At 38.6% G+C, this 21753-nt stretch carries 14 protein-coding genes and 1 pseudogene; 8 read left to right on the top strand and 7 right to left on the bottom strand.

Annotation, left to right across the window (positions count from 1 at the left end; genetic code table 11):
* Positions 1-130: 130 nt before the first annotated feature.
* From ABJD71_RS15870 to ABJD71_RS15890, 5 genes are all read right to left on the bottom strand, one after another.
* On the bottom strand, positions 131-2437 hold the full coding sequence (locus ABJD71_RS15870) for a cellulose synthase subunit BcsC-related outer membrane protein (protein ID WP_348171584.1): 2307 nt from the start codon (positions 2435-2437) through the stop codon (positions 131-133).
* On the bottom strand, positions 2434-3465 hold the full coding sequence (locus tag ABJD71_RS15875) for a glycosyl hydrolase family 8 (RefSeq protein WP_348171587.1): 1032 nt from the start codon (positions 3463-3465) through the stop codon (positions 2434-2436). Before ABJD71_RS15875 ends, ABJD71_RS15870 begins: the two co-directional genes overlap by 4 nt.
* Entirely contained in the window at positions 3459-5729 is a 2271-nt protein-coding gene (locus ABJD71_RS15880) for a cellulose biosynthesis cyclic di-GMP-binding regulatory protein BcsB (RefSeq protein WP_348171590.1), read from the bottom strand. Before ABJD71_RS15880 ends, ABJD71_RS15875 begins: the two co-directional genes overlap by 7 nt.
* Positions 5730-5771: 42 nt before the next feature.
* Positions 5772-7964, bottom strand: coding sequence for a UDP-forming cellulose synthase catalytic subunit (bcsA, locus tag ABJD71_RS15885; protein WP_348171593.1), 2193 nt, complete (start codon positions 7962-7964; stop codon positions 5772-5774).
* An 87-nt stretch (positions 7965-8051) separates the two neighbouring features.
* Positions 8052-8522: a hypothetical protein gene (locus tag ABJD71_RS15890; protein ID WP_348171596.1), complete on the bottom strand. Its 471-nt coding sequence runs from the start codon at positions 8520-8522 to the stop codon at positions 8052-8054.
* Positions 8523-9090: 568 nt separating this feature from the next.
* Here ABJD71_RS15890 and tnpA point away from each other — a divergent pair.
* The 4 genes and pseudogenes from tnpA to rho all read left to right on the top strand — a co-directional run.
* A pseudogene (tnpA, locus tag ABJD71_RS15895) lies at positions 9091-9426 on the top strand (IS200/IS605 family transposase); the annotation flags it as partial.
* Positions 9427-9685: 259 nt separating this feature from the next.
* Positions 9686-10579 carry a dienelactone hydrolase family protein gene (locus tag ABJD71_RS15900; protein WP_348171599.1) on the top strand — a complete coding sequence of 298 codons (894 nt, stop codon included), beginning with the start codon at positions 9686-9688 and terminating at the stop codon, positions 10577-10579.
* Positions 10580-10904: 325 nt separating this feature from the next.
* Entirely contained in the window at positions 10905-11270 is a 366-nt protein-coding gene (locus tag ABJD71_RS15905; RefSeq protein ID WP_348171957.1) for a tetratricopeptide repeat protein, read from the top strand.
* 86 nt (positions 11271-11356) lie between these two features.
* On the top strand, positions 11357-12328 hold the full coding sequence (gene rho, locus ABJD71_RS15910) for a transcription termination factor Rho (protein ID WP_348171602.1): 972 nt from the start codon (positions 11357-11359) through the stop codon (positions 12326-12328).
* 101 nt (positions 12329-12429) lie between these two features.
* On the opposite strand, the gene ABJD71_RS15915 is transcribed toward rho, so the two are convergent.
* Complete coding sequence (locus ABJD71_RS15915) at positions 12430-13347, bottom strand: LysR family transcriptional regulator (protein ID WP_348171605.1); 918 nt, start codon at positions 13345-13347, stop codon at positions 12430-12432.
* A 185-nt stretch (positions 13348-13532) separates the two neighbouring features.
* On the opposite strand from ABJD71_RS15915, the gene ABJD71_RS15920 reads away from it, so the two are divergent.
* On the top strand, positions 13533-14876 hold the full coding sequence (locus ABJD71_RS15920; protein ID WP_348171608.1) for an aspartate aminotransferase family protein: 1344 nt from the start codon (positions 13533-13535) through the stop codon (positions 14874-14876).
* A gap of 76 nt (positions 14877-14952) precedes the next feature.
* Positions 14953-16443, top strand: a complete 1491-nt coding sequence (locus ABJD71_RS15925; protein ID WP_348171611.1) for a CoA-acylating methylmalonate-semialdehyde dehydrogenase — start codon at positions 14953-14955, stop codon at positions 16441-16443.
* A gap of 398 nt (positions 16444-16841) precedes the next feature.
* Here the strand turns inward: ABJD71_RS15925 and ABJD71_RS15930 are convergent, their stop codons facing one another.
* Positions 16842-17891, bottom strand: a complete 1050-nt coding sequence (locus ABJD71_RS15930) for an AraC family transcriptional regulator (RefSeq protein WP_348171614.1) — start codon at positions 17889-17891, stop codon at positions 16842-16844.
* 300 nt (positions 17892-18191) lie between these two features.
* Between ABJD71_RS15930 and ABJD71_RS15935 the strand changes: the two genes are divergently transcribed.
* Complete coding sequence (locus ABJD71_RS15935) at positions 18192-20393, top strand: TonB-dependent receptor (protein ID WP_348171617.1); 2202 nt, start codon at positions 18192-18194, stop codon at positions 20391-20393.
* A gap of 193 nt (positions 20394-20586) precedes the next feature.
* On the top strand, positions 20587-21741 hold the full coding sequence (locus ABJD71_RS15940; RefSeq protein WP_348171620.1) for an MFS transporter: 1155 nt from the start codon (positions 20587-20589) through the stop codon (positions 21739-21741).
* Positions 21742-21753: the final 12 nt, after the last annotated feature.

Raw genomic sequence — 21753 nt, forward strand, 5'->3', positions numbered from 1 at the left:
TAGATCTGGCGGCACAAAAAGTAGAAAATACATAGACTATACCAATGTTAGCGAAGAGTGGAAGTTACAAAATATCACTCGCTGGACCTGTGGATTCCTTAAGGGGATACTTTGGTATCTCGTTGTGACTTTAAAAAGCATATCCAGTTTGTAGTGGATTGTTGTCTATCAACCAATCACTGGTAAGCCCGTTTTTGAGCCCAGGCTGCCAACGAATTTGAACGCCAAGGGAAGTGGCATTATATTGCACAGCATTAGCTTGTATGAAAACACCAGCTAACACCCAGTGTTTAGCAATTCTCCACTGGCCTTCAACACGTAAGTTAGCATTAACACCACTACTCTTTGAACTATTGATAGCTTCTATTTCAGAATCCAAATATCTATAGGTCGCAGCTTCTGAGAGCCGTGAGTAACCGAGATCTAGCTCAGCCTTAACTTGCCAATTATGCCCTTCTTTAGTCAAAAGCTGTGCAAACAATGAGAAATTTAAATAGTCTTTTGGACTAAAATAACCACCGTGGGTCACAGTAAATAAACTTTGGTTTTTTTCATAGTCGATATAGCTGATACGCGGCCCAATGCGCAAATAATCTAGATCATATTTAATATTATTTTTCATATCAGAGGATGCACTCAAAGCGAATGCTTTCATGCTATTCTCAGTAACATTTTGGCCCGATAATTTTGCATGTTCAGCGTTCAGCGCCAATGACCAATTACTGCTGATAGGTGCAACAAACAACCCCTTTATACCAGTTGATGTGACGCCACCAAAATAACTACCATCTTGCGCTTTAACTCCAGCAGTACTGAGTAAACTGTCTTGTTTTCTTAGTTTATAAACACTGGTAGCCAATGTGAAATCTGCTATGTACCAAACACCAGCCAGCTGCCCTGTGATGTCGTTTTCAGCAGGTTGGTCAAATAGAAGGTATCTAATATCTGCGTATAAATTAAAATCGTCTTGTTGTTTAAATGCAGAGACGCTAACTCCTTTATCTTCTATTCCTGAGTGAAAACCTTGCTCTGTTAAATAGCGCTCACTGCCAAACCAAGCTCCTTCAGCGGGTCTACCAGAATAGAGCTGCTCATAATCAATTCGTGCTGTTAAACGCCAGTCTGAAATCAACTTTGTAAAGCCAAGATAATAATTAAATTGGTGAAATTTCCCCAAGCCCTCATCACCTGAACGTTGACTTCCCCTTAGGCCAGTATAAACAGATATAGCCTGACGATTTTCATAGGCATTTGAAGAATCAGATGCGGCTAAATCAAATTGTTTTCTGGCAGTGGCTAAATGAGCACTTTGTACTTTAAAATAAGATTCTAATGCAGGATATTGATTACGAAAGTCCAGTTGTTGACGCTTTGGTAAAAAGCTTACAGCAGTGTACAAAGCTTGAGAGTAATCATTGTTTTCCCTATTTGAAGAATGTAAAGATCTAAATACATCACTCGCTAAGTCATATTCTTCTAATTTAAAATGAGTCCAACCTTTGAGTTCAAGGGCTCCCAATGTTAGAGGTTTAATACTCTCCATCTGTTCTGCATAGAGTAGGCTTTGTTTTAATGCTTTTTGGTTATACGTATTAAGCTGTCGCTCTGAGAGCCTATTAATGCAGTAGGTAGCAAGTTCTTCAAGCTCTGTATGGGAACAAGCTAACGAAGTTGCTTCGTTTATTTTACCTTGCTTTTCTAGAGCTAGCGTACTGCCGTATTTATTTTCTTGATAATCAAATAATAATTTAGCTTGCGTATAATCCTGAGCTTCGAAGGCTGACCATGCAGCAGTATCGAGCAAATCATCAATATCATGTTGAGCCTCAATAACATTAATTTCTGAGACTTTTCCTGTTTCTATAGTGTATTTTACCCACTGTTCGAGTGCAGCTTGCTTACCTTGTTGAGCTTTTTCAACAATAGCCTCATCAAGTTGTTGCTCATGTATAAGCTCAAATTGAACCAGAGCTTGTTTCGGTAGTTGTTTAGCTAAGTATATCCAACCAACCAATAAATCTAGATTTGGGTCACCTTTGTCTACCACTAAGTCTCTAAATTTACTAAATTGTGAATCGCTAAGACTGCCCCAATCTTTGGGATTTAAACTTGCGACTTTTCCTAAAAATGCATTATTTTGATCGTTAATTTTTTGCTCATGAGTATAAACAGTATCGGGAGCCTTGACAGTATTCATGTCCTTTATTGCTGTACTCAAATCTACTGGCACCTGCCAATTGGGAAATTCACGTTGTAAACGCTCAAGTTCATTAGTTGCGAGTGCAGTTTGAGTTTGCTTGATATGATACCAAACCCCAGTCGTATCCGGAGAGGCACTACTTTGAGCAATGACCGAGCTTTGAAATAAAGACAAGCAACTGCCCATCAACAAGCTGCGTAAGTAAACATTTTTATGTAAAGGATAAAATTTATTCATTGTTGATTATCCAACCATGCCAAGTGAGACAACATAATTAAACTCGCAGAAAAGTAATCAGATTTACTATCAACAATCGGGGCCAAGAACTCTGTTTTATTAGTAGCCAGTGCCATTGTGACGTCATGAATACTTTGCATTCCAACTGTATAGCTATATTCCGCTGGGTTATCGTTTAACAAATTTACTGTTGCTGGTACAAAGCTTTGTGACCAAAATGTTAAATATGGCGCTAATAGTTTAGTATCAGTTGTTCCCATCCAGACAAGGTGAAGAGGGATCCTACATGCATTAAAACCATAGTCAGGTGAAATAGCCCCTTGTATTGATGGTGAGCTATCCGAGAGAATTGTCCAATCAGGGTTCAACTGCGTACTACCAAACCGTGTCGTTTCCATTAACGTTAGGCCGCTTTCAATCAACTTGTTCCATAATGGATTTTTAAAATACGCATCAAATGCCTTCAGCGCAGGAAATACCCAATAAGATAAATTAATTTGAGTCGTAGAATCTTTATTGAATCCGTACTCACCAGGTATAATTAAGGCTGTATCAAACCTCTCGATAACAAGCTTTTCTTGAAATGCCATTAATATTTTATTCGCTGCTTTCTGGTACTTTTTTTCTTGCCATTTTTTAGTCGCGCGCAATAGTGCCCATGCGAGTAAAATTTCTCCATCAGAGGCATTGTTTTTATCCGTAATACACGTGCGGTTATTCGCATCACAGGGAGTATATTGCCAGCTGAATAAGTTGTCTGGCCGCATCAATACCCGTTTAGTCCAATCCCACATTTCGTCAAACCGCTCTTGATCATCGGCCTCTACAGCGAAGAGCATTCCATAACCTTGCCCTTCACTGTGACTTATATTTTTGTTACCTGTATCGACTATCCGACCACTTTGATAAAAGCGTTCAACATAGCTTGACCAACTTTTCTGAAAAGCACTCTGAGGTGGTGGATTACAGCTAGCAAATAGCACCATACAAATACTTAAAAGGCTTAAATAAAAGCGTATGCTTACCATGATGACTCTATATTCTTATTGCGAGCTTTTAACGCTATATAACATAACCAGCTTCCACTAATTACTAAAGCTAAAACAGCAAGAATCCAATACATAGGGTTATTTGACAACCACATACGAAGTTCTAACCATATGCTAGTAGCTTCGCCAAGTTGATATTTCGAAGAGACACGCATGGTTAAATCTGGTTTTTCAGGGTTGCTCCATGCAAAAAAGTCACCTGCAAGTTGCCCCCATAAATTTAAACCAACTAATTCTGATACCCTTTCGGTTAAAATATCTGTCGTTTCAGCAGCAATGATCAAAACACTGCCCGTTTCACTACTACTGGGGTTTTCCTTCATTATCAAAACGCCTAAATCCCCTAAGGTACTATTTTGTAAAGTAGTTCCATTTATAGTCATTAATGCGTCTGTGGTTTCTTTTAACGAAACTTGAACACTATTTTGTAACGTATTTTGTAATTGATATGGCCACTTTTTAACATTAGATACTGCTGTGTTGTAATCAACAAACAGGTCATCATTCAAATCCGCAGGCCGAGTCAAAACTAAAGCAAATGTAGACAGTGTTTGTGGTACGCCAGCTTTAAGTAAAATATTAGGATTTAGCGTTTTAGAAGCTTGTGCTGATTTTGCAGTCAATGTTAATGCAGCAGAAAGCATGTCTGGTTGCGCATAGTAAATAGTGGCAGGCATATCACTTGTGGCATAAGTAAACGGAAAGGTCGTATCTGCAAATAGTGCCAAGTCGGGCTGAGCTGCAACCTTGCCAGCTTCTGGAAATTCAATAGTAGAGCTAGCATGTAATTGAAATGCTAAATGTGAACCTGGAATTTCATGGCAATTAGTTTGAGATTGTGGGCTCCGTAGTACAATTGAAAAGTCCATAGTATTACTACCGGCCTTAAAGTATCTTACAGGTAGGTCTAAACGGTATTTACTAAAGGCTTGACCATTAGGGTTATCAAGAGATAATCCGTGCACTATTTTACCGTTGACTAAAACATTCATTACCGACCCTAACCCCATACCAGCACCATATGAAAAATCTAATAAAGCTTTTACTGTGGCGCTTTCAGGTGAATAAAAATCTGCTGGTAAATCTAAGTTTACTGTTTTGAAAAATTCACCACGCCCTCTAAAGTCATTTCCAGAATTACCCGTTTCAGCAAATGTATATGTATAATCTGGTTTTAATGCTCGCGTACTAACGTAATTACTAGTAGAGAGCTCACTTTGCTCTAATATCGTTATGGCAGAATCGGGGTTTAACTCGTCATTAAGGGTGGCGAGTGCTTTTGCTGCTAGGCTGACTTCCTCAGCATTGGTACCACTAACAATTAATCGTTGTGATTGTGGGATGATAACGTTTTCTTCTACTACCACTGCAGCTTGCGTTTCAATGCCAATATAAGCACCTTGAATGGCAGAGTAAGTGGCATCAGTCACGTAAGGTTGCAGTGCCGACTTAGTGGCAACCACTACATGAATGATATCTTCTATTTTACTATCAAGGTAAAAACTACTTTTCAAATAGCTGGCCTTATTTGCTTCGGTCCAATCAAATCCATCAGGAAGCGACGGAAAATTAGGCGGAGTGATTGAAGTGGCAGTTACAATCAAGGGTTGATAATCATTTCTAAGGGCTAAGCCTTGCGCAACAATAGGTAATGCCTGCGTCGTCACTTCTTGCTTATCATCATGTATGCTTGCTAACGTAACCTTACGTTGCGCACCAATTCCCGGCGAAAACAGACCAGACAGGTGCTTAATAGCCAAGTTTTCAACACTATGCTCTGTATCTATTAATAGTGAAGATCTATAAAGGTCGATTTCACTCCACAATTCAGGCGATGAGCTATCCTCACAAACATTACTGTAATGTTGGCTTACTTGGAAGGTTACATTATTAAAACCCTCCCTCCATAATGACTGCGGGATAACGATAGTCTCGTTAATGAATGGCTGTTGAGGAGAATATGGTATTTGAGCTATCGTGGCATTGTTAAACCGTACGTTCAACAATGAGCGATTTTCTTGCAGTGCTATTGAGCTTACTGCTTCTATATGAATACTTGCAGACTTGACCTTTTGGGCCGAAGATAAAGGAATCGATAGTGAGGTTGCTGCACTCTGTCCTTCTAGCCTCAGGATACTGTCTCCTGCATAAAATTCGGTCAGCTTGTATGATTCTTCACTATAAGATAGTGCTGAAAAAGTAAGACACCAAATAGCAGTTAATTGCCAAAAGTATTGTTTCATTTACCGTTATCCTCAATTATTCTTTTAAAATGATTATGACTATTACTTTTTGTTATATTGTTTTAACCCTAGGTAAATATGTGTCAAAAATGGCTTCATACTCACTTTTAAAACATGTTTAACCCCATACCAATAAGGGATCTCTCTGGTACGGCGGCGCTGAAACGATTTCCAGCGGTTGCTGTCACCCAATGAATACCCTATAACTTCATTCATTTGCTGCTCAGACTTTGGAGCAAATACTAAACGTACTTGCTTTTTCTCTTCATCAACTTGCTTCACATTACAAGGCAGTATCACTTTTGCCTGCGCAGACTCTGACCAACCAACTAATTTAGGGGTATCAGATACTTTAATCGTTGGTGTTACAGCTAATTGTATTTTGGCTCCACCAACAGATAAATCGAGTAAATGCCCTTCAAAGGAATTACCTAAACTATCAAGCAAACTCATTCGGTCGAAGGCTGGCAAACGAGAGTGGGTTCGTATTTGTTTCTTCTCAATTAACACACTCAATAACCCAAACATCATGATTAGGTTAAAACTATTCCAAAGTAAAACCACTACCGTTAAATCTCGTGTCAATGGCTCATTAATTAATCTGTAAAGCCCTGCCACATTTGCGATAGCAAGCAAAGCCGTTAACCAATAAAACACATTAGACAAAGGGGAAATAAAGGTTTTATCGAGGCTTTCACCTTTAGGCGTGACAACAAATGAAGGCTCTCTTGGCTTAATAAAAACTTTGATAATCGCTTTAAGGGTAAAGGTACACTGCAACATTTCGTAAAGCTCAGAAACCAATGGCCATCGTGTTCGGCCAAACAGCAAAGTTGATATCATATAAGTCGCAACAACATGAGGCACCGCAAATGCTAAAATTTCTATTAAAGATGCGTGATAAACTTGAAGATCAAGCAGCAGGTAGGCTAGTGGCATTAGCATAAATACTACGCGAGAAAAGGGAAACAGCCAAAACAGAATAGAGCTCATGTAACCGGCTCTCTGATACCAAGAAAGTCGACTTTCTAAAAAGGGTTTTTTAAGCAGCAGTATCTGTGTCATACCCTGTGCCCAACGCATCCGTTGCACAATAAATCCATCAAAAGTTTCAGTGGCAAGGCCACTTACCATAGGTCGGTCAACATATACAGATTCATAACCTAATTTGTGCAAATCAAATGCTGTTTCTGCATCTTCTGTAATTGAATCACCAGAAATCCCGCCTACCAAGCCTAAATGTGTGCGTCTTAAGACTGCGGCTGATCCACAGAAAAAAGAAGAGCTCCAGTAATCTAGCCCTTTTTGAATGGTTCCATAAAACATATCATTTTCAGATGGCATACGAGTAAATGCAGAGAAATAGTTACGTTCCACGGGATCAGGGTTTGCCATAAAGTGGGGGGTCTGAACCAGAAAAACTTTTTCATTCTTGATCATCCAAGGAACCGTTTTATCAAGGAAGTCAGCCGTTGGCACGTGATCCGCATCCAAAATAACAATCAGATCACCATTGGTATTTTCGATTGCACTATTTACGTTTCCCGCTTTTGCGAACTCATTTTTCTCTCGGGTATGGTATTGTACACCTAGTCGTATACACAATTTATTTAGGTCGGCGAATCTATCTTTGGCTTCTTTAGCTTTATTCTCATCAGATTGATTACGTTTTTGTAACGTCCCTCCATCATCGAGAAGGTGTACATTAAGTTTATTTTTTGGGTAATGCAGCATTAACGCTGAGCGAAGAGTGATTTCAAGAATATCTTCACTTTCATTATATGAGGGCACCATAATATCAACACTAGGTAGTTGCTCTTCGTCAAACTCGCTTAAATCTAACTCTGGACGAATTAATGGAAATGCATTAACCAAACAACCAAGTATATGGGTGATCGCCGCATAAATTTCAGCTAAGAATAATGCCCAAACTGCAATAAGTGATAACAAGTCAGGAGCAGTTAATGTATTAGTTGATCGCCAAATTAAATAACGCAGTGTTAGTGCAATACCAATAATTAGGGTAAACATTCGAAATACATGGCGATACTTATGGTAAAAGGTTGTTTCTCTTGTGGCAAATGCCATACCCACTAGAAAAACGCACGCTGAAAGCAATTGAGCACTAGAATCCATAGGGGCAGCTAGCAGTATTGCCAAACATGCAAAACTTAATATGATAGAAAAGATAATTTTGTTTTGAGCTAAAAGGTTAGCGTTTGTACGCTCAGACATACCGTCCTCTAATACTCCCATTTCATTGGAAGAATGATTGAATTTAATTATTTATCAGTGAAAATAATTTTAATTTGTTTTAAACAGCTATAGCGAAATAGCAGCAACAACTTTATTTGAACCTCGTTCCACCAAAGATAATTTTTTTTCTACCGCTTCTAACTCATGATTAGACTCAAAAAATTGAATTTTTATATGATCTCTCTGCTCAGTAATTACAATACAAAACATAGCAGTGAAAAGGTAGCTGACTGAAGATAGAGCAAATGTAATTGTAATTGCCAACACTGCGTATTCATTCATTGTTAAAAGTGATGCCAAAGAGAAAAGACCAACAGCAATACAAAGTATGACTAAAGAACCAGATGCCGCTTTTGCTCTGGTATAACTCAACAGTTTATTTTGTACATTTTTAAAAATTTCTAAACGCTTTAACCAAATGTCGTCACTTGTACCGTCATTTTGGGCTGCGTCCGTCGAACTAACTAATGTATAAGCTCCCTGTGCAGTTAGTTTAGCTATAGCGGAACTACTTAATTCATCTTTGAGTAAGAACATGTATACAACCCAATTAACTATCAATAGTTAACAGTGTGATTGAATCATTACATTATTTAAATTGCGGCGACACCACATAGGTATGCTGTAAAATACCTTAAATGGGGTGTCACTTATTTTACGCCGATTTTAAGAAAGCTGTCTAAAAACACTTTTTTTCTTTGTTAAATGCCAATGACTAAACATAACTATCTGCCAATAAAACCTAGTTTTTATTCAATCGCCATGATGCCTGTTTTTCCAGTCGTAAGTACAGATGAAATCTGGGTTTGCATAGGTGTAAGAGATTGAGTTTACTGTGTTTTTTTTGCAGAAGATAATTGACGCGCCACTAAATATGTTTAATAAAGTTCATTTGCGATAATCTCCATCAAGACATAATCAATGTTCTAAAATCAATATGCTCAAGGTGCAAATAAATGTCACCTGGATCAACGAGTATTCTCATGAATGCAATACCTTGACGAAACGTGCCAACCAATCAGGATTTAGTGCTTTTGAGAGCGATTCAGTTGAGTTTCTTCGGGGGTTATTCCTCGCCGCTTGCGACGTAATGCACTACAGGTGAATGAGTCATTTTATACATAAAATTTTTAATGTGATGATGCTACTTTATCATCTTATATTTCCAGCGATTTATTGGCGCGCGGTATTTGATCAGGATGTTTATTAAGTTCTATCCGAAATATGTTTGAAAATAGATAAGCGTTATCAGATTAAATTTTTAGAAATTGGTATGAATAATGGTGATGTTCTTTTTTCTATTACAATCAGTACCGACATAAAGTATAACTAAGTTGGTAAGAACGATTCAAAGCTCGACTGTAAGAGAAATGTCCCATTATAAGTATAAAAAAGCAGCTTTTGGGGTGGGGAGTTTTGGTCTGATGGCTATTTTGCAAGTAGAAAAGAATTACAAGAACACACATAGTAAATGTGCACTTCGTAAAAGTGCAAAATAACTGATACACCACTGCTTACCCTCAATTTAAAGTGAAAGCATGATCTCCATAACCCATTGGTTTATTTAACTATCCAAAGTAATCTGCCATACAACGGTTAATTTAAGCGACTTATCCCGTCTTTGAGTTTTCTATGGGTTTAGGAGTTGCATGCTTATCGGTATCTTCATATTCTGCTAAAAAAACAAATGGGGAATACTTATGTGCGATGACTTTACAGAAAATGATAACAGTGAATTTGCAAAGAACGGCGGTGAATTAAGTCGCCGTAATTTTGGCAAGCTAAGTGCGGCAGCCATCTTTTCTTTGGCGTTTTCAGGCTTGGCAAAAGCCTCTGGTGCCTTTGAGGGCGACTTGGTTGAATCTGAGGTGAATGTGCAAATGCCAGACGGTGTGTCTGACAGCTTTTTTGTTCATCCTGCTAAAGGCATACATCCTGGTATTTTAATGTGGCCCGACATTCGTGGCCTTAGACCTGCATTTAAAGCTATGGCAAAACGTTTGGCTGCTGAAGGTTACGCTGTGTTAGTGGTAAACCCTTTTTATCGTGATGCAAAAGCGCCGGTTGTCGACCCAAGTGCTAGTTTTAGCGACCCTAAAATACGCGAAGTGCTTATTCCTATGTACAAAAAGCTTGACCATAAAAATAGTATGTCTGATGCACAGGCTTACATTCGTTTTATTGATGCCCAAGCAAGTGTTGATACCAAACGTAAAATTGGTACCGCTGGGTATTGTATGGGCGGGCCTCTGATTATGCGTACTGCAGGCGCGGTACCCGAAAGAGTAGGGGCAGCGGCTTCATTTCATGGTGGTGGTTTAGTTACCGATAAACCAGATAGCCCACATTTGTTGATTCCTACCTCTAATGCTCAGGTGTTACATGCTATTGCGGCAAATGATGATGAGCGTTCGCCTACAGTAAAGGGTGACCTAATTGAGGCATACAAAGCGGTTGGTACGCCGGCTGAAGTAGAAGTGTATCAAGGCACCTTGCATGGGTGGTGTCCGCCAGACTCGCCTGTTTATAATGAAGCGCAGGCTGAAAAAGCATGGGCCCGATTATTGAATCTATATAAAACAGCCTTGGTGTGAGTCACCTAATAGGTGTTAGCGGCCTTAACCGCTAACACCTTGTTCATTTGGTAGCCTAACGTGTTTATGCACTTACGCTACACGCTGTTATATAATACATCCTCAATACGCTCTTTTATCATATCAACCAAAGCCTAAAGCGCTAGCCTTACTCAGCAGTTGAGTATTTAACGCGCTGCGCAGTGAGTTACTTTAATTAGGTGCTGTATTTAGCAAAGATTACCGTATGATTGCGCAATAACGAGTGCATTCATTTTTTAAGGTAAGTGGCGTGAAAATTAACACTAAAATATATAAGGCTGTGTATAGCCTGTCAGAAAAGCTAATGGCGGCAGCCGATAGAGAAAATCAAAAGGAGTTTGATAGGTATTTTGCAGAGCTAAAAGCCATTTGTGTAGAGAACGAGAACACGCCTAAAGATCATCCCGAGCAGTGGGAAACATTGGCCGATTTTACCGAAGACTTGGCCGAGGCCGTAATTGGGTATCAAAAAGCGCTCTCAAAAGCCGAGGCGATTAATTCGAAAGATCATATGTCGTCTATCGGGTATTCAATGGCTAGGTTACAAGTTGAATTGGGTGATACCAGCGGGGCCGTTAAAAGCCTAGAAGCGGCAAAAATTAGTGCTAATAAAATTCAAGATAACGAGCTTAAAGCAGAAATACAGCAACTGCTTGAATCATTACGTTAGGCTTGTCTTAATGGCTAAAGCAAAGCTAATCTTAAGCGCAACATTTAACTCATCATTTTACATCTCATAGGGTACGCATAGGCATTATGGCCAGAGAAATATTATCGTTAAACTTGAAAAGAAAAAAAGTCAGCAAGCCTGCTGATAGCCAAGTTAACAAACATGACGTTAACCCATCGCCCACCAAGCAAGCAGTTGAAGACCCTCAATCTTGTTTTTTAAAGGGCACGGCGGTTAATCCTTATGAATGTATTCAACTATCGTTAACCTCTAACGAGCCTACCATGCGGGCGATGGATATGTTTACGCCCATTGGCAAGGGCCAACGTGGCTTGATTGTGGCGCCGCCAGGGTGTGGAAAAACCACTATGCTAAAACACATTTGTCAGGCCGTAGGGGCGGGGCACCCCAAGATAAAGCTCTATGCATTACTGATTGATGAACGCCCAGAAGAAGTCACCGATTTTACCCGCAGCGTACCTGCTATGGTACATGCCTCATCTACCGATGAAAGTTATGCTCACCACGTTCAAGTGGCGAATAACTTACTGAATATCGCCCGCAAAGAAGCTGGCGAAGGGCATGATGTGATGATTGTGATTGATTCATTAACCAGACTTACGCGAGTGCATAATGCTAAACAAAAAAGCAGTGGTCGTACTATGTCGGGTGGCCTAGATGCAAAAGCAATGGAGATGCCTCGCAAGTTATTTGGCTCAGCCAGAAAAGTAGAAGATAGCGGCTCGCTCACCATTTTAGCCACAGTACTTGCCGATACCGGTAGCCGTATGGACCAAGTGATATTTGAAGAGTTTAAAGGCACAGGCAATATGGAAGTGGTATTATCGCGCGAGGCGGCCAGCCAACGGGTATTCCCAGCGCTTGATATATCAAAAAGCAGTACACGCCGAGAAGAGCTGCTACTAGCCCCTAAAACCCTGCCTAACATTAGAGCACTACGCAGGGGATTAACTGGTCTTAAATCCGTTGACGGTGCTAAAAAACTAGTTGAATTACTTAATAACTACCCAACCAATGCAGAGCTGTTGCACCGCTAAACCGCCTAATATTTGCAACCCATAATCCAAACTAGGTTAATATTGCCCTAAGAATTTTTGTTGAGTGAATGCTATTCATTTTATTCATCACCATCACCCGCTTAGGTCTTTTCTAGTTCTGCAATATATGCATCTAATATTGAGTGGCTACGTGCTCCTTTATTAACAATTGCTGAAAATTTGGTATTAAATTTCCGAGTGTTTGACTCAATAGACCGCATTTTATCTAGTGTGGTCCAACGTTTTGCAAAGTGAGTCGGTAAGAAGCCAATAAATCGCCCAGTTAATATTAGAAAAGCGATACCCTCTCTATCTGTTGCTGTGGCAGTGGCATTTAGATAGCTCTGTTGTTGTTTTATTTCTGCTGATTGCGGATAACTGGGAAGGACCGCATCGTATTTCCCTAACGAACTATCACTAATAGTGTCCGTTTCGGAATGAAACAATGGATGTTGATCACTACAGAAGAGTTGAGATTGTTCTTGATACAGTGGAGTATAATTAAACCCAGTCAACGTTCGAAATTCAGGCACCACACCAACATGTAATTGCCCATTTAGTATTGCTGTTTCTATATCATTGGGAGGCATCATACGAATGTTAATGATCACTCCTGGTGCTCGATGTTTAAGGGCACTTAGTGCGCGGGTAATACGCATTTCTTCCATAGTGACTAAGTTATCTGTGATTCCAATATTGAGTTCACCTATTAACTCGGTATTAATTGCATTTATTTCCGCTCGAAAGTTTTCAATATTACCCAATAATAATAATGCGGATTGGTATACCTGCTTACCTTGTTCAGTAACAGAGAAACCGGAACGACCCCGATAACAAAGCTTCATTCGCAAAAGAGATTCCAATTCTGTCATCGCTAAACTTATAGCTGAGCGACTAATATTTAATTCAACTTGGGCAGCAGAAAACCCTCCAGATTCAATGACTATTTTATATATACGCAATAGTCGAATATGGCTATCGCCAATTTTGTGGGGAAGAATGTTCGTGTTTTTCTTCATAAATTAAACTTTCCTATACGTAGTAGCCTATTGAATAGCCTTACGGTTTCTTATAATCGCATCTTTTATAATAAGTTAAGTAAATACTAAACTTAACGTTATTTTTATTGAATTTAATAACCTATTTAAACATTGATAATACATTCTCACAATTGAACAAGTCGCAATTTGATGTTGAGGTAATAATGAGTAAATCAACAAAGGCTAACAATCATGGCATCACCCAGGCTCAATTAGATGCGCACTGGATGGCATTTACTGGAAACCGTGAATTCAAAAAAGATCCACGTATTCTTGTTTCAGCAAAAGGAAATTATTATACGGATGCAGATGGTAGAGAAATTTTTGATGGGTTATCTGGGTTATGGACCTGTGGAGCTGGTCATTCGAGACCTGAAATTACAGAAGCGGTAAGTAAGCAGGTTCATACGTTAGATTATTCTCCTGCCTTTCAACATGGGCACCCAAAAGCGTTTGAATTAGCCCATAGAATTACGGAGTTTATGCCTGAAGGGTTGAATCGTGTGTTTTTTACTGGTTCGGGTTCAGAGTCGGTAGAAACAGCATTAAAAATAGCTCGTGGCTATTGGCGTAAGAAAGGTATGGCTAGTAAAACCCGATTTATAGGGCGAGCAAAGGGGTATCATGGCGTAAACTTTGGTGGTATTAGCGTCGGAGGTATTGGCGCTAATAGAGCTATATATGGTCAAGGAATCGAAGCCGGACATTTAGCTCATACAATGCTGCCTGAAAATAAATTTTCAAAAGGGATGCCAACAGAAGGTGCTCATTTAGCTAAAGAGTTGGAAGATATGATAGCAACATATGATGCATCGAATGTTGCTGCTGTTATTGTAGAGCCACTCTCAGGATCTGCAGGTGTAATCCCCCCTCCGGTAGGCTACTTAAAGCAATTAAGAGAAATTTGTAACAAACATAATATTCTACTGATCTTCGATGAAGTCATTACTGCATTTGGGCGTATGGGAGCCAATACTGGTTCTGAAGAGTTTGGTGTAGTGCCAGACATCATGACGATAGCCAAACAGTTGACTAATGGTGTTATCCCAATGGGAGCAACCATTTCTAAACAAGAAATTTATGACACATTCATGGATACCGCCGGACCAGAATACATGTTGGAATTACCACATGGTTATACTTACTCTGCACATCCTGTGGCCTGTGCGGCTGCTTTAGCTTCTCTAGATATTCTACAGCAAGAAAAATTACCTGAACGTGTCAAGTCAATTGCCCCCCATTTTCAAGAAGTATTACATTCATTAAAAGCTTGTAATCATATTGTAGATATTAGGAATTATGGGCTTGCAGGGGCTTTAACTATCAATGCTGTCCCAGGAGAGCCTGCAAAACGCCCTTATCAAATAGCGATGAGAATGTGGAATAAGGGATTTTATGTACGCTATGGCGGCGATACGATCCAATTAGGATTACCTTTTACGTCTGAACTTTCAGAAATAGATAGCTTAATAAATGCATTGGGCGAGACCCTCAATGAAATTGAGTAAAGCTCATAACATACTTTAAATATAAATTGCTGTGATAACTTTTATCGCATGAGTCACATAGAGTTGAGGAAATAACATGAAAACCATAGGTCACTTAATTAATGGTGAAATAGTTAATGATAAAGAACGTTGCCAAGATGTGTTTAACCCTGCTACTGGTAAAGCAGAAAAAACAGTTGCATTAGCTTCAAAAAAAACAGTAGAACAAGCAATTTTAGCTGCTGAATCTGCATTTCCTGGGTGGAAAAATACGTCACCTATTAAACGTGCACGTGTTATGTTTCGTTTTAAAGAATTACTTGAACAAAATGCTGACAAAATTTGTCAATTGATTGGTGAAGAACATGGAAAAATCTCTCATGATGCGGCTGGAGAACTGCAACGCGGGATAGAAAACGTTGAGTTTGCTTGCTGCGCACCAGAATTATTAAAAGGCGAACATAGCAAGAATGTTGGGCCTAATATTGATGCTTGGTCTGAATTTCAACCTTTAGGCGTTGTTGCTGGTATTACACCATTCAATTTTCCAGCCATGGTGCCTATGTGGATGTTTCCACTTGCTATTGTTTGCGGTAATACTTTTATTTTAAAACCATCAGAACGAGATCCAAGCTCTACACTTTATATTGCTCAACTTTTAAAAGAAGCCGGTTTACCTGATGGAGTGATGAATGTTGTTAATGGTGATAAAGAGGCTGTAGATGTACTCTTAGCCGATCAACGTATTAAAGCGGTTAGTTTTGTTGGTTCAACGCCAATTGCTGAATATATTTACTCAACTGCCAGTGCAAATGGTAAACGATGCCAGGCACTTGGTGGCGCTAAAAATCACGCTATAGTTATGCCTGACGCGGATATGGATAATGCTGTAAATCAATTGTTAGGTGCAGCTTTTGGATCATCAGGTGAACGTTGTATGGCGCTTTCTGTTGCTGTAACTGTAGGTGATGATGCTGGTAATGCGCTTGTTGCTAAAATGAGAGAAGCAATGAAAGGCTTAAGTGTTGGAGAGTATACAAATGCAAAAAATGACTTCGGCCCAGTAATAACACAAGTACACAAAGATAAAGTCAATGGCTTTATTGAAAGTGCAAAGCGTCAAGGAGCCGATATAGTTGTTGATGGTCGAAATCCTGAAGTAGCAGGGTTTGAAGATGGTTTTTTTGTTGGCGCTACATTAATTGATAAAGTATCACCAGATATGGATAGTTATAAAGCGGAAATCTTTGGTCCGGTATTACAGGTCATTCGTGTAGAAACAATGCAAGAGGCAATGAAACTTATTGATGAGCATGAATATGGAAATGGTACATGTATATTTACTCGAGATGGTGAAGCTGCTCGTTACTTCTCTGATAATATTCAAGTAGGAATGGTAGGCATTAATGTACCATTACCTGTACCCGTGTCTTATCATAGTTTTGGTGGTTGGAAACGTTCACTTTTTGGTGATTTGCATGCTTACGGCCCTGACGGCGTACGTTTTTATACGAAGCGCAAAACCGTCACCCAACGTTGGCCATCAAGCGGCGTTCGTGAAGGAATTAGTTTCTCATTTCCTAGTTGAATTGAACTCTAGATAAGCCTTACCGTCCAGTCTGGCTATTATTACGTTTACCTTGGTCGAACTTGCTCTAAAAAGCTCACTGTTCCTTTGCAAGTTCGACTCAACAAACGCAATAATGTCAGCGCTGGATGTGTATAAAGCTATAATCAGTTAAGGATGACTATCTAACTTACTGTTACCGCAACGCCTAATCCTGCGATAAAGTTAGTTTGTGGAAATTAAAGCCAAGCTAGTAATTGGTGACATTAATGAGTAGCTAGGGCTTTAAATCGATTTTAGAGGTGACCCTAAAATCAGGGTTGAGTAATAGGTGTTATTTAGGCCTGTGGAATAGAAAATATACGCAAAAAAGATGCTAATCGTGACTTTTCAATTTGTGAATACAACTTGAGGATAATTCATTTTGGTGTGATCCTATGTTTTTTGCGAAATTCTAAAGGTGTCATATTCGTCCATCGCTTAAAGGCACGACTAAAAGAACTAACATCTGAATATCCCAAAAATATGGCGATATCTTGTGGTAACACCTCTGAAGCACTTAAATAATTTGATGCTAGCTTGTAGCGTATACTCTCAATAACGCTCAAAAATGATAACCCCTCATTAGAGAGTTTTCGCTGTAATGTACGTTTACTAACATACATTTTATCAGCAATATCATCTATTTTAGGGACTCCGTTTTCCAACGAATTAATAATTTTTTCTTGAAATGGGTGAAACCAATCTTCTTCTAGTTGCTCTTGATTAATAGAGAGAAGTTGTTCCATAGTAATAGTGAGTGATTTCTTTAATTGAATATCGATATTATGTACTGGAGCATTTAAGAGTTTCTTTTCAAAAAATAAACAATTAAACGATTTATTAAAGTGAACACTTGAACCGAGTAATTTCGTATGCTCGCTAGTGTCATCAGGCGCTTCATGTGAAAAGTGCACTGCAGATGGTTGCCATAATCCATCATAAAGAAAACGTATTAACGTTACGGCTCCCATTAATGTCATTTCGGCGTCTTGTCTGCTTTTGGGACAGTTTTTTGTGGTTATATTATAAGTTAAAGTAGCAATGTCATCTTCTACAACTAAATTATATTCCATCCCTTGTTGGAATAAACAATAATAACGACTTGAAAAATATAATGCTTCTCCAATTGTTGTACTATTAAGCAGTACATAACCAAAAATACCTAAACGTCTGAAGTCAACATGTTGGTAATAATGAAGTCCTAAATTTTCATCTCCAATATATTTAGCGGCTTCTTCTAGTATCATGACAAATTTAGACATAGGCATTAAGCCTTCATCATCAATAAGGCTATCTTTATCAACATTTAGTTGACTTAGAAAAATGTCTGTATCTGCCATTGCTCTATTACGCATATGTTCAAGCAATATATTTACATAAGTTTTGCTGATTTGCGCTTCATCTAAAGATAAATGGTTACTTATCATTTATTAATGCCTTAATTGCTACCAGAAATACTAATTATTATATTTACCAATATTCGAACATTTTCCCATTTTTATTGATATTGCAACATGTGCCAACAAATGGCATGTGGCGTCATTGCAAAGAACAAAGCGGTCGCTCATTATTTAATTCGTTCGATATTTATACTTTAAAATTAAGTACGTTTAATCACAATACTTTAATGTACAGAAGTAATTAATTTTATCAATGTATGAACAACAGCCAAAGTTAAATCATCAGATACGCTAATAAATACAATAATTAAAAGGTGGTGAATTACCATGAAATATAAAATCAGTAAAACATATCAATCTGTAGTTTTAGCACTAACTGTTAGCTCGTGTTTTAGTCTTAATTACGTTTTTGCAGCAGAGGAAGATACTGTAAAAGAGAAGAGCACAACCTTTGAGGTTATAGAGGTTAAGTCGCGCAAGCGTGTCGAAAATGTTAGAGATATTCCCATTGCGATTAGTTCCATGGGGGAAGAAAAACTAGATGCGTTAGGTGCAGACACCTTAGGCGATATAATTGGTAACGTACCAAATTTAGCAATCGACCCAAATGGCAACTCTTTAAGTTCTTGGGGGATGAGAGGCATTGTTAGTGTTACGCGTAATGCGGGACAAGAAAGTGGCTTAGGAGTATATGTTGATGGCGTCTATGCCGGAAGACCTGCATCATACAACGTCCCCACTAGTGATATTCAACAGGTTGAAGTATTACGTGGTCCGCAAGGTTCATTATTTGGACGTAATACAATTGCTGGTGCAATAAACATTACAACCAAGGCTCCTGAAGGTGAATTTGCCGGTAATTTATCAGCATCTTTTGGTAACTTTTCTAGAGTTGAAATACAAGGCGGTATTTCAGGTGAACTTATTGAAGACGTGCTCTCAGCCAAAGTCAGTGTTTTCTCTAATAAACGTGACGGCTACGTGAAAAACGTGTTTGATAATAATGATTATATGGATAATGACCGCCAAGGCGGTCGCATAGGATTATATTGGACACCGAGTAGCAATTTATCATTCACTCTGGCTTCTGATTTTGTGGACCAAGATAACAATCAACTTTTTGGCCAAACAGTCGAACCTCAATTAAACGAATTTGTACCTGATTGGTACCAAAATGATCCGTATACCGTTAACCATAATGATCCAAATAGCGAAGAAATTCAATCTGGTGGTACAAGTTTGACTGCTGAATGGGAAATGGATTCAGGGTTTATTTTAACTTCAATAACCGCAAAGCGTTATGCTGATTTTGAAGTGTTTGCAGATGATGATGCAGGGCCAATCACACTGAGTTATTCACACTTTGAAGATAACTCAGAAACCTTTAGCCAAGAACTCCGTCTAACGTCACCTGAAAATAATTCTTTTGATTATTTAGTTGGTGTTTATTATTTAGATCAAGAAATTACCGCAAATCGTGAAACAATAACTTTTGACCCTTTCCCTACAAATTCTTTAGGTATTTTTAGTGATGCTTCTGTTGATAGCGAAGCTTGGGCCATTTTTGCCACAACCAATTTTCGTTTAAATGAAGAATTAACGTTAAGTGTTGGTCTACGATATACCGATGAAGAAAAATCAAGCGTGTTTCAACAACTTGAAAATGCGGATCTTGGTTTTCCTACCGTATCTTTTGAGCCAACAATTCAAGACAGTGGCTTATCCGGTGATATAAGTGTTGGTTATGAATTAAATAGAGAAATTAATTTATATAGCTCTATACGAAAAGGCATCAAAAGCGGTGGTTTTCAAACTGATATCATCGACTTTAGCTCAGAAGATTTATTTGCTTTTGAACCAGAAGAAGCCACATCATACGAAATAGGTATGAAAGGCATACTGTTAGATAATACCTTACGACTAGATCTTGCCTTATTTCATACTGATTATGAGAACATGCAAGTAGGTCAGTTGTTAGGTCTTGGTTTTACAACTACCAATGCTGGTGAAGCAGAAATAACAGGAGTAGAGGTAGAATTTGAATGGTTAGCCACTGATGATTTGGCTATCGGATTCAATGGAGGGGTAATGGATAATGAATATACTTCTTACGACGGATGTAATGGCGCAACTGTAAGCTGTGCAGGAAATAATTTACAGTATGTAACTGATTGGACTGCTGCAACCACAATCGATTATTTTTACAATTTCGATGATGATTCAGGATTAAATATCCACTTAGATGCCACTGCTCGAAGCGATAGTTTCTCAGATGCTATCAACGATCCTGATTTAATTGTAGAAGGCTATACATTACTTAATGCACGTATTAGCTATGTTACACCTGATGAAGATATTACCGTTGCGTTGTGGGTTAAAAACATTACTGATAAAACTTATAGCTCTCTTCGCTGGAAGTATCCTATAACTCCTATCGCTTTTGGTGAATTCGATCCTTCAATCACTGGTGCACAACATTTATTAGGCTCACCGAGAACTTTTGGTCTTGATGTTAGTTACAGGTTTTAACTTATTTAGCTAAATTTACGGTTTATATCTGGAGTTCAGTGTAATTGTTTGCATTGAACTCCATCGTTTTTCACTAAATGCAGACTATATAACTTTTATAAATTGCTCATCCTAAATGAAAAGTAAACTTTAGAGTGAGTAAAACTATTTCAGTCTTATATGACGTTGTTTTTCATGCTTGGGAGTTAATGGGATGGAAATTTATAAACGTGACGCCGTTATATCACCAATCATATTAAGCGTTATAGGGATGAGCGGCTTTCTCATATTGCCATTAATAATTGGCGCAGCCGCCAATAGTTTGCACTTTGATGAGCAACAACTTGGCTGGATGGCTTCTATCATAATGTTTGCAGCCGCATTAAGTTCAATTTTTGCTATAGTTTGGATCCGCAAGATAAATTGGCAATTAGCAGGATATGTAGCTCTGTCAGTTATGTGTTTTTCTTATGTCGCGGCGTTTTTCATTCATCATCAAATTTTTTTCGTTTTGTTAATAGCCTCAGCCGCATTTGGCGGTGGCACTTTATATTCTATCGCTCTCACCGTTCTTTCTGATAGTAAACATACTGATAGAAACTTTGGTTTTTCAATTGCAGCTCAGGTTTCTTTTCAAGTTTTGAGCTTGATGATATTACCCATGTTTATTCAGCAACATGGTATTAATAGTTTAATTGTATTATTTCTCATACTCGTAATCGTAGGTTTAACACTTGTGCGATGGATTCCTATTGGTGGTGTTAAAAGTATCAAGAATGAGCCCAGTAAAAATAATGTGACCGATGTAAAGCATGTTCTAAGTGCCATTTTGACGCCTAAAATCATTTTTGCTTTACTAGGCTGCTTTATGTTCTTTATGAATGTGGGTGTTATATGGACATACATAGAACGGATGGGGAACAATGAGGGGTTTTCTGCTGAAAATATTGGCCTAGCATTAAGTATAGGGGTGTTTTTTGGGATCCCTGGAGCATTGCTCGCATCATGGGTTGGTGAGCGTTTTGATTGTATTCGTTCTCTAGCTTTAGGAGCTATAGTCACCGTTATCTCAGTATATATGTTACTTGAAAGTATGACTTTTGTTGATTATATCATTGCACTTGCTCTCTACAATTTAGCATGGAATTTCTCACTTACTTTTCAATATGCTGTCGTTAATAAAGTAGATACTTCAGGAGTAGTGGTTGCAGCAGCTCCCGCTTTTCATGCAACAGGAGCTGCAGCAGGTCCGGTTATTGCTGTTTTGTATGTCACATCAAGTAGCTTTGTTGCAGTCAATACGTTAGCTATATGCAGCGTTATCATAAGCTTTTTGTTTTTTGCCATAGCGACTTATTTGGACAAATGATGACCAAGTCAT

The organism is Paraglaciecola sp. (assembly GCF_039943935.1).
Classification (GTDB): domain Bacteria; phylum Pseudomonadota; class Gammaproteobacteria; order Enterobacterales; family Alteromonadaceae; genus Paraglaciecola.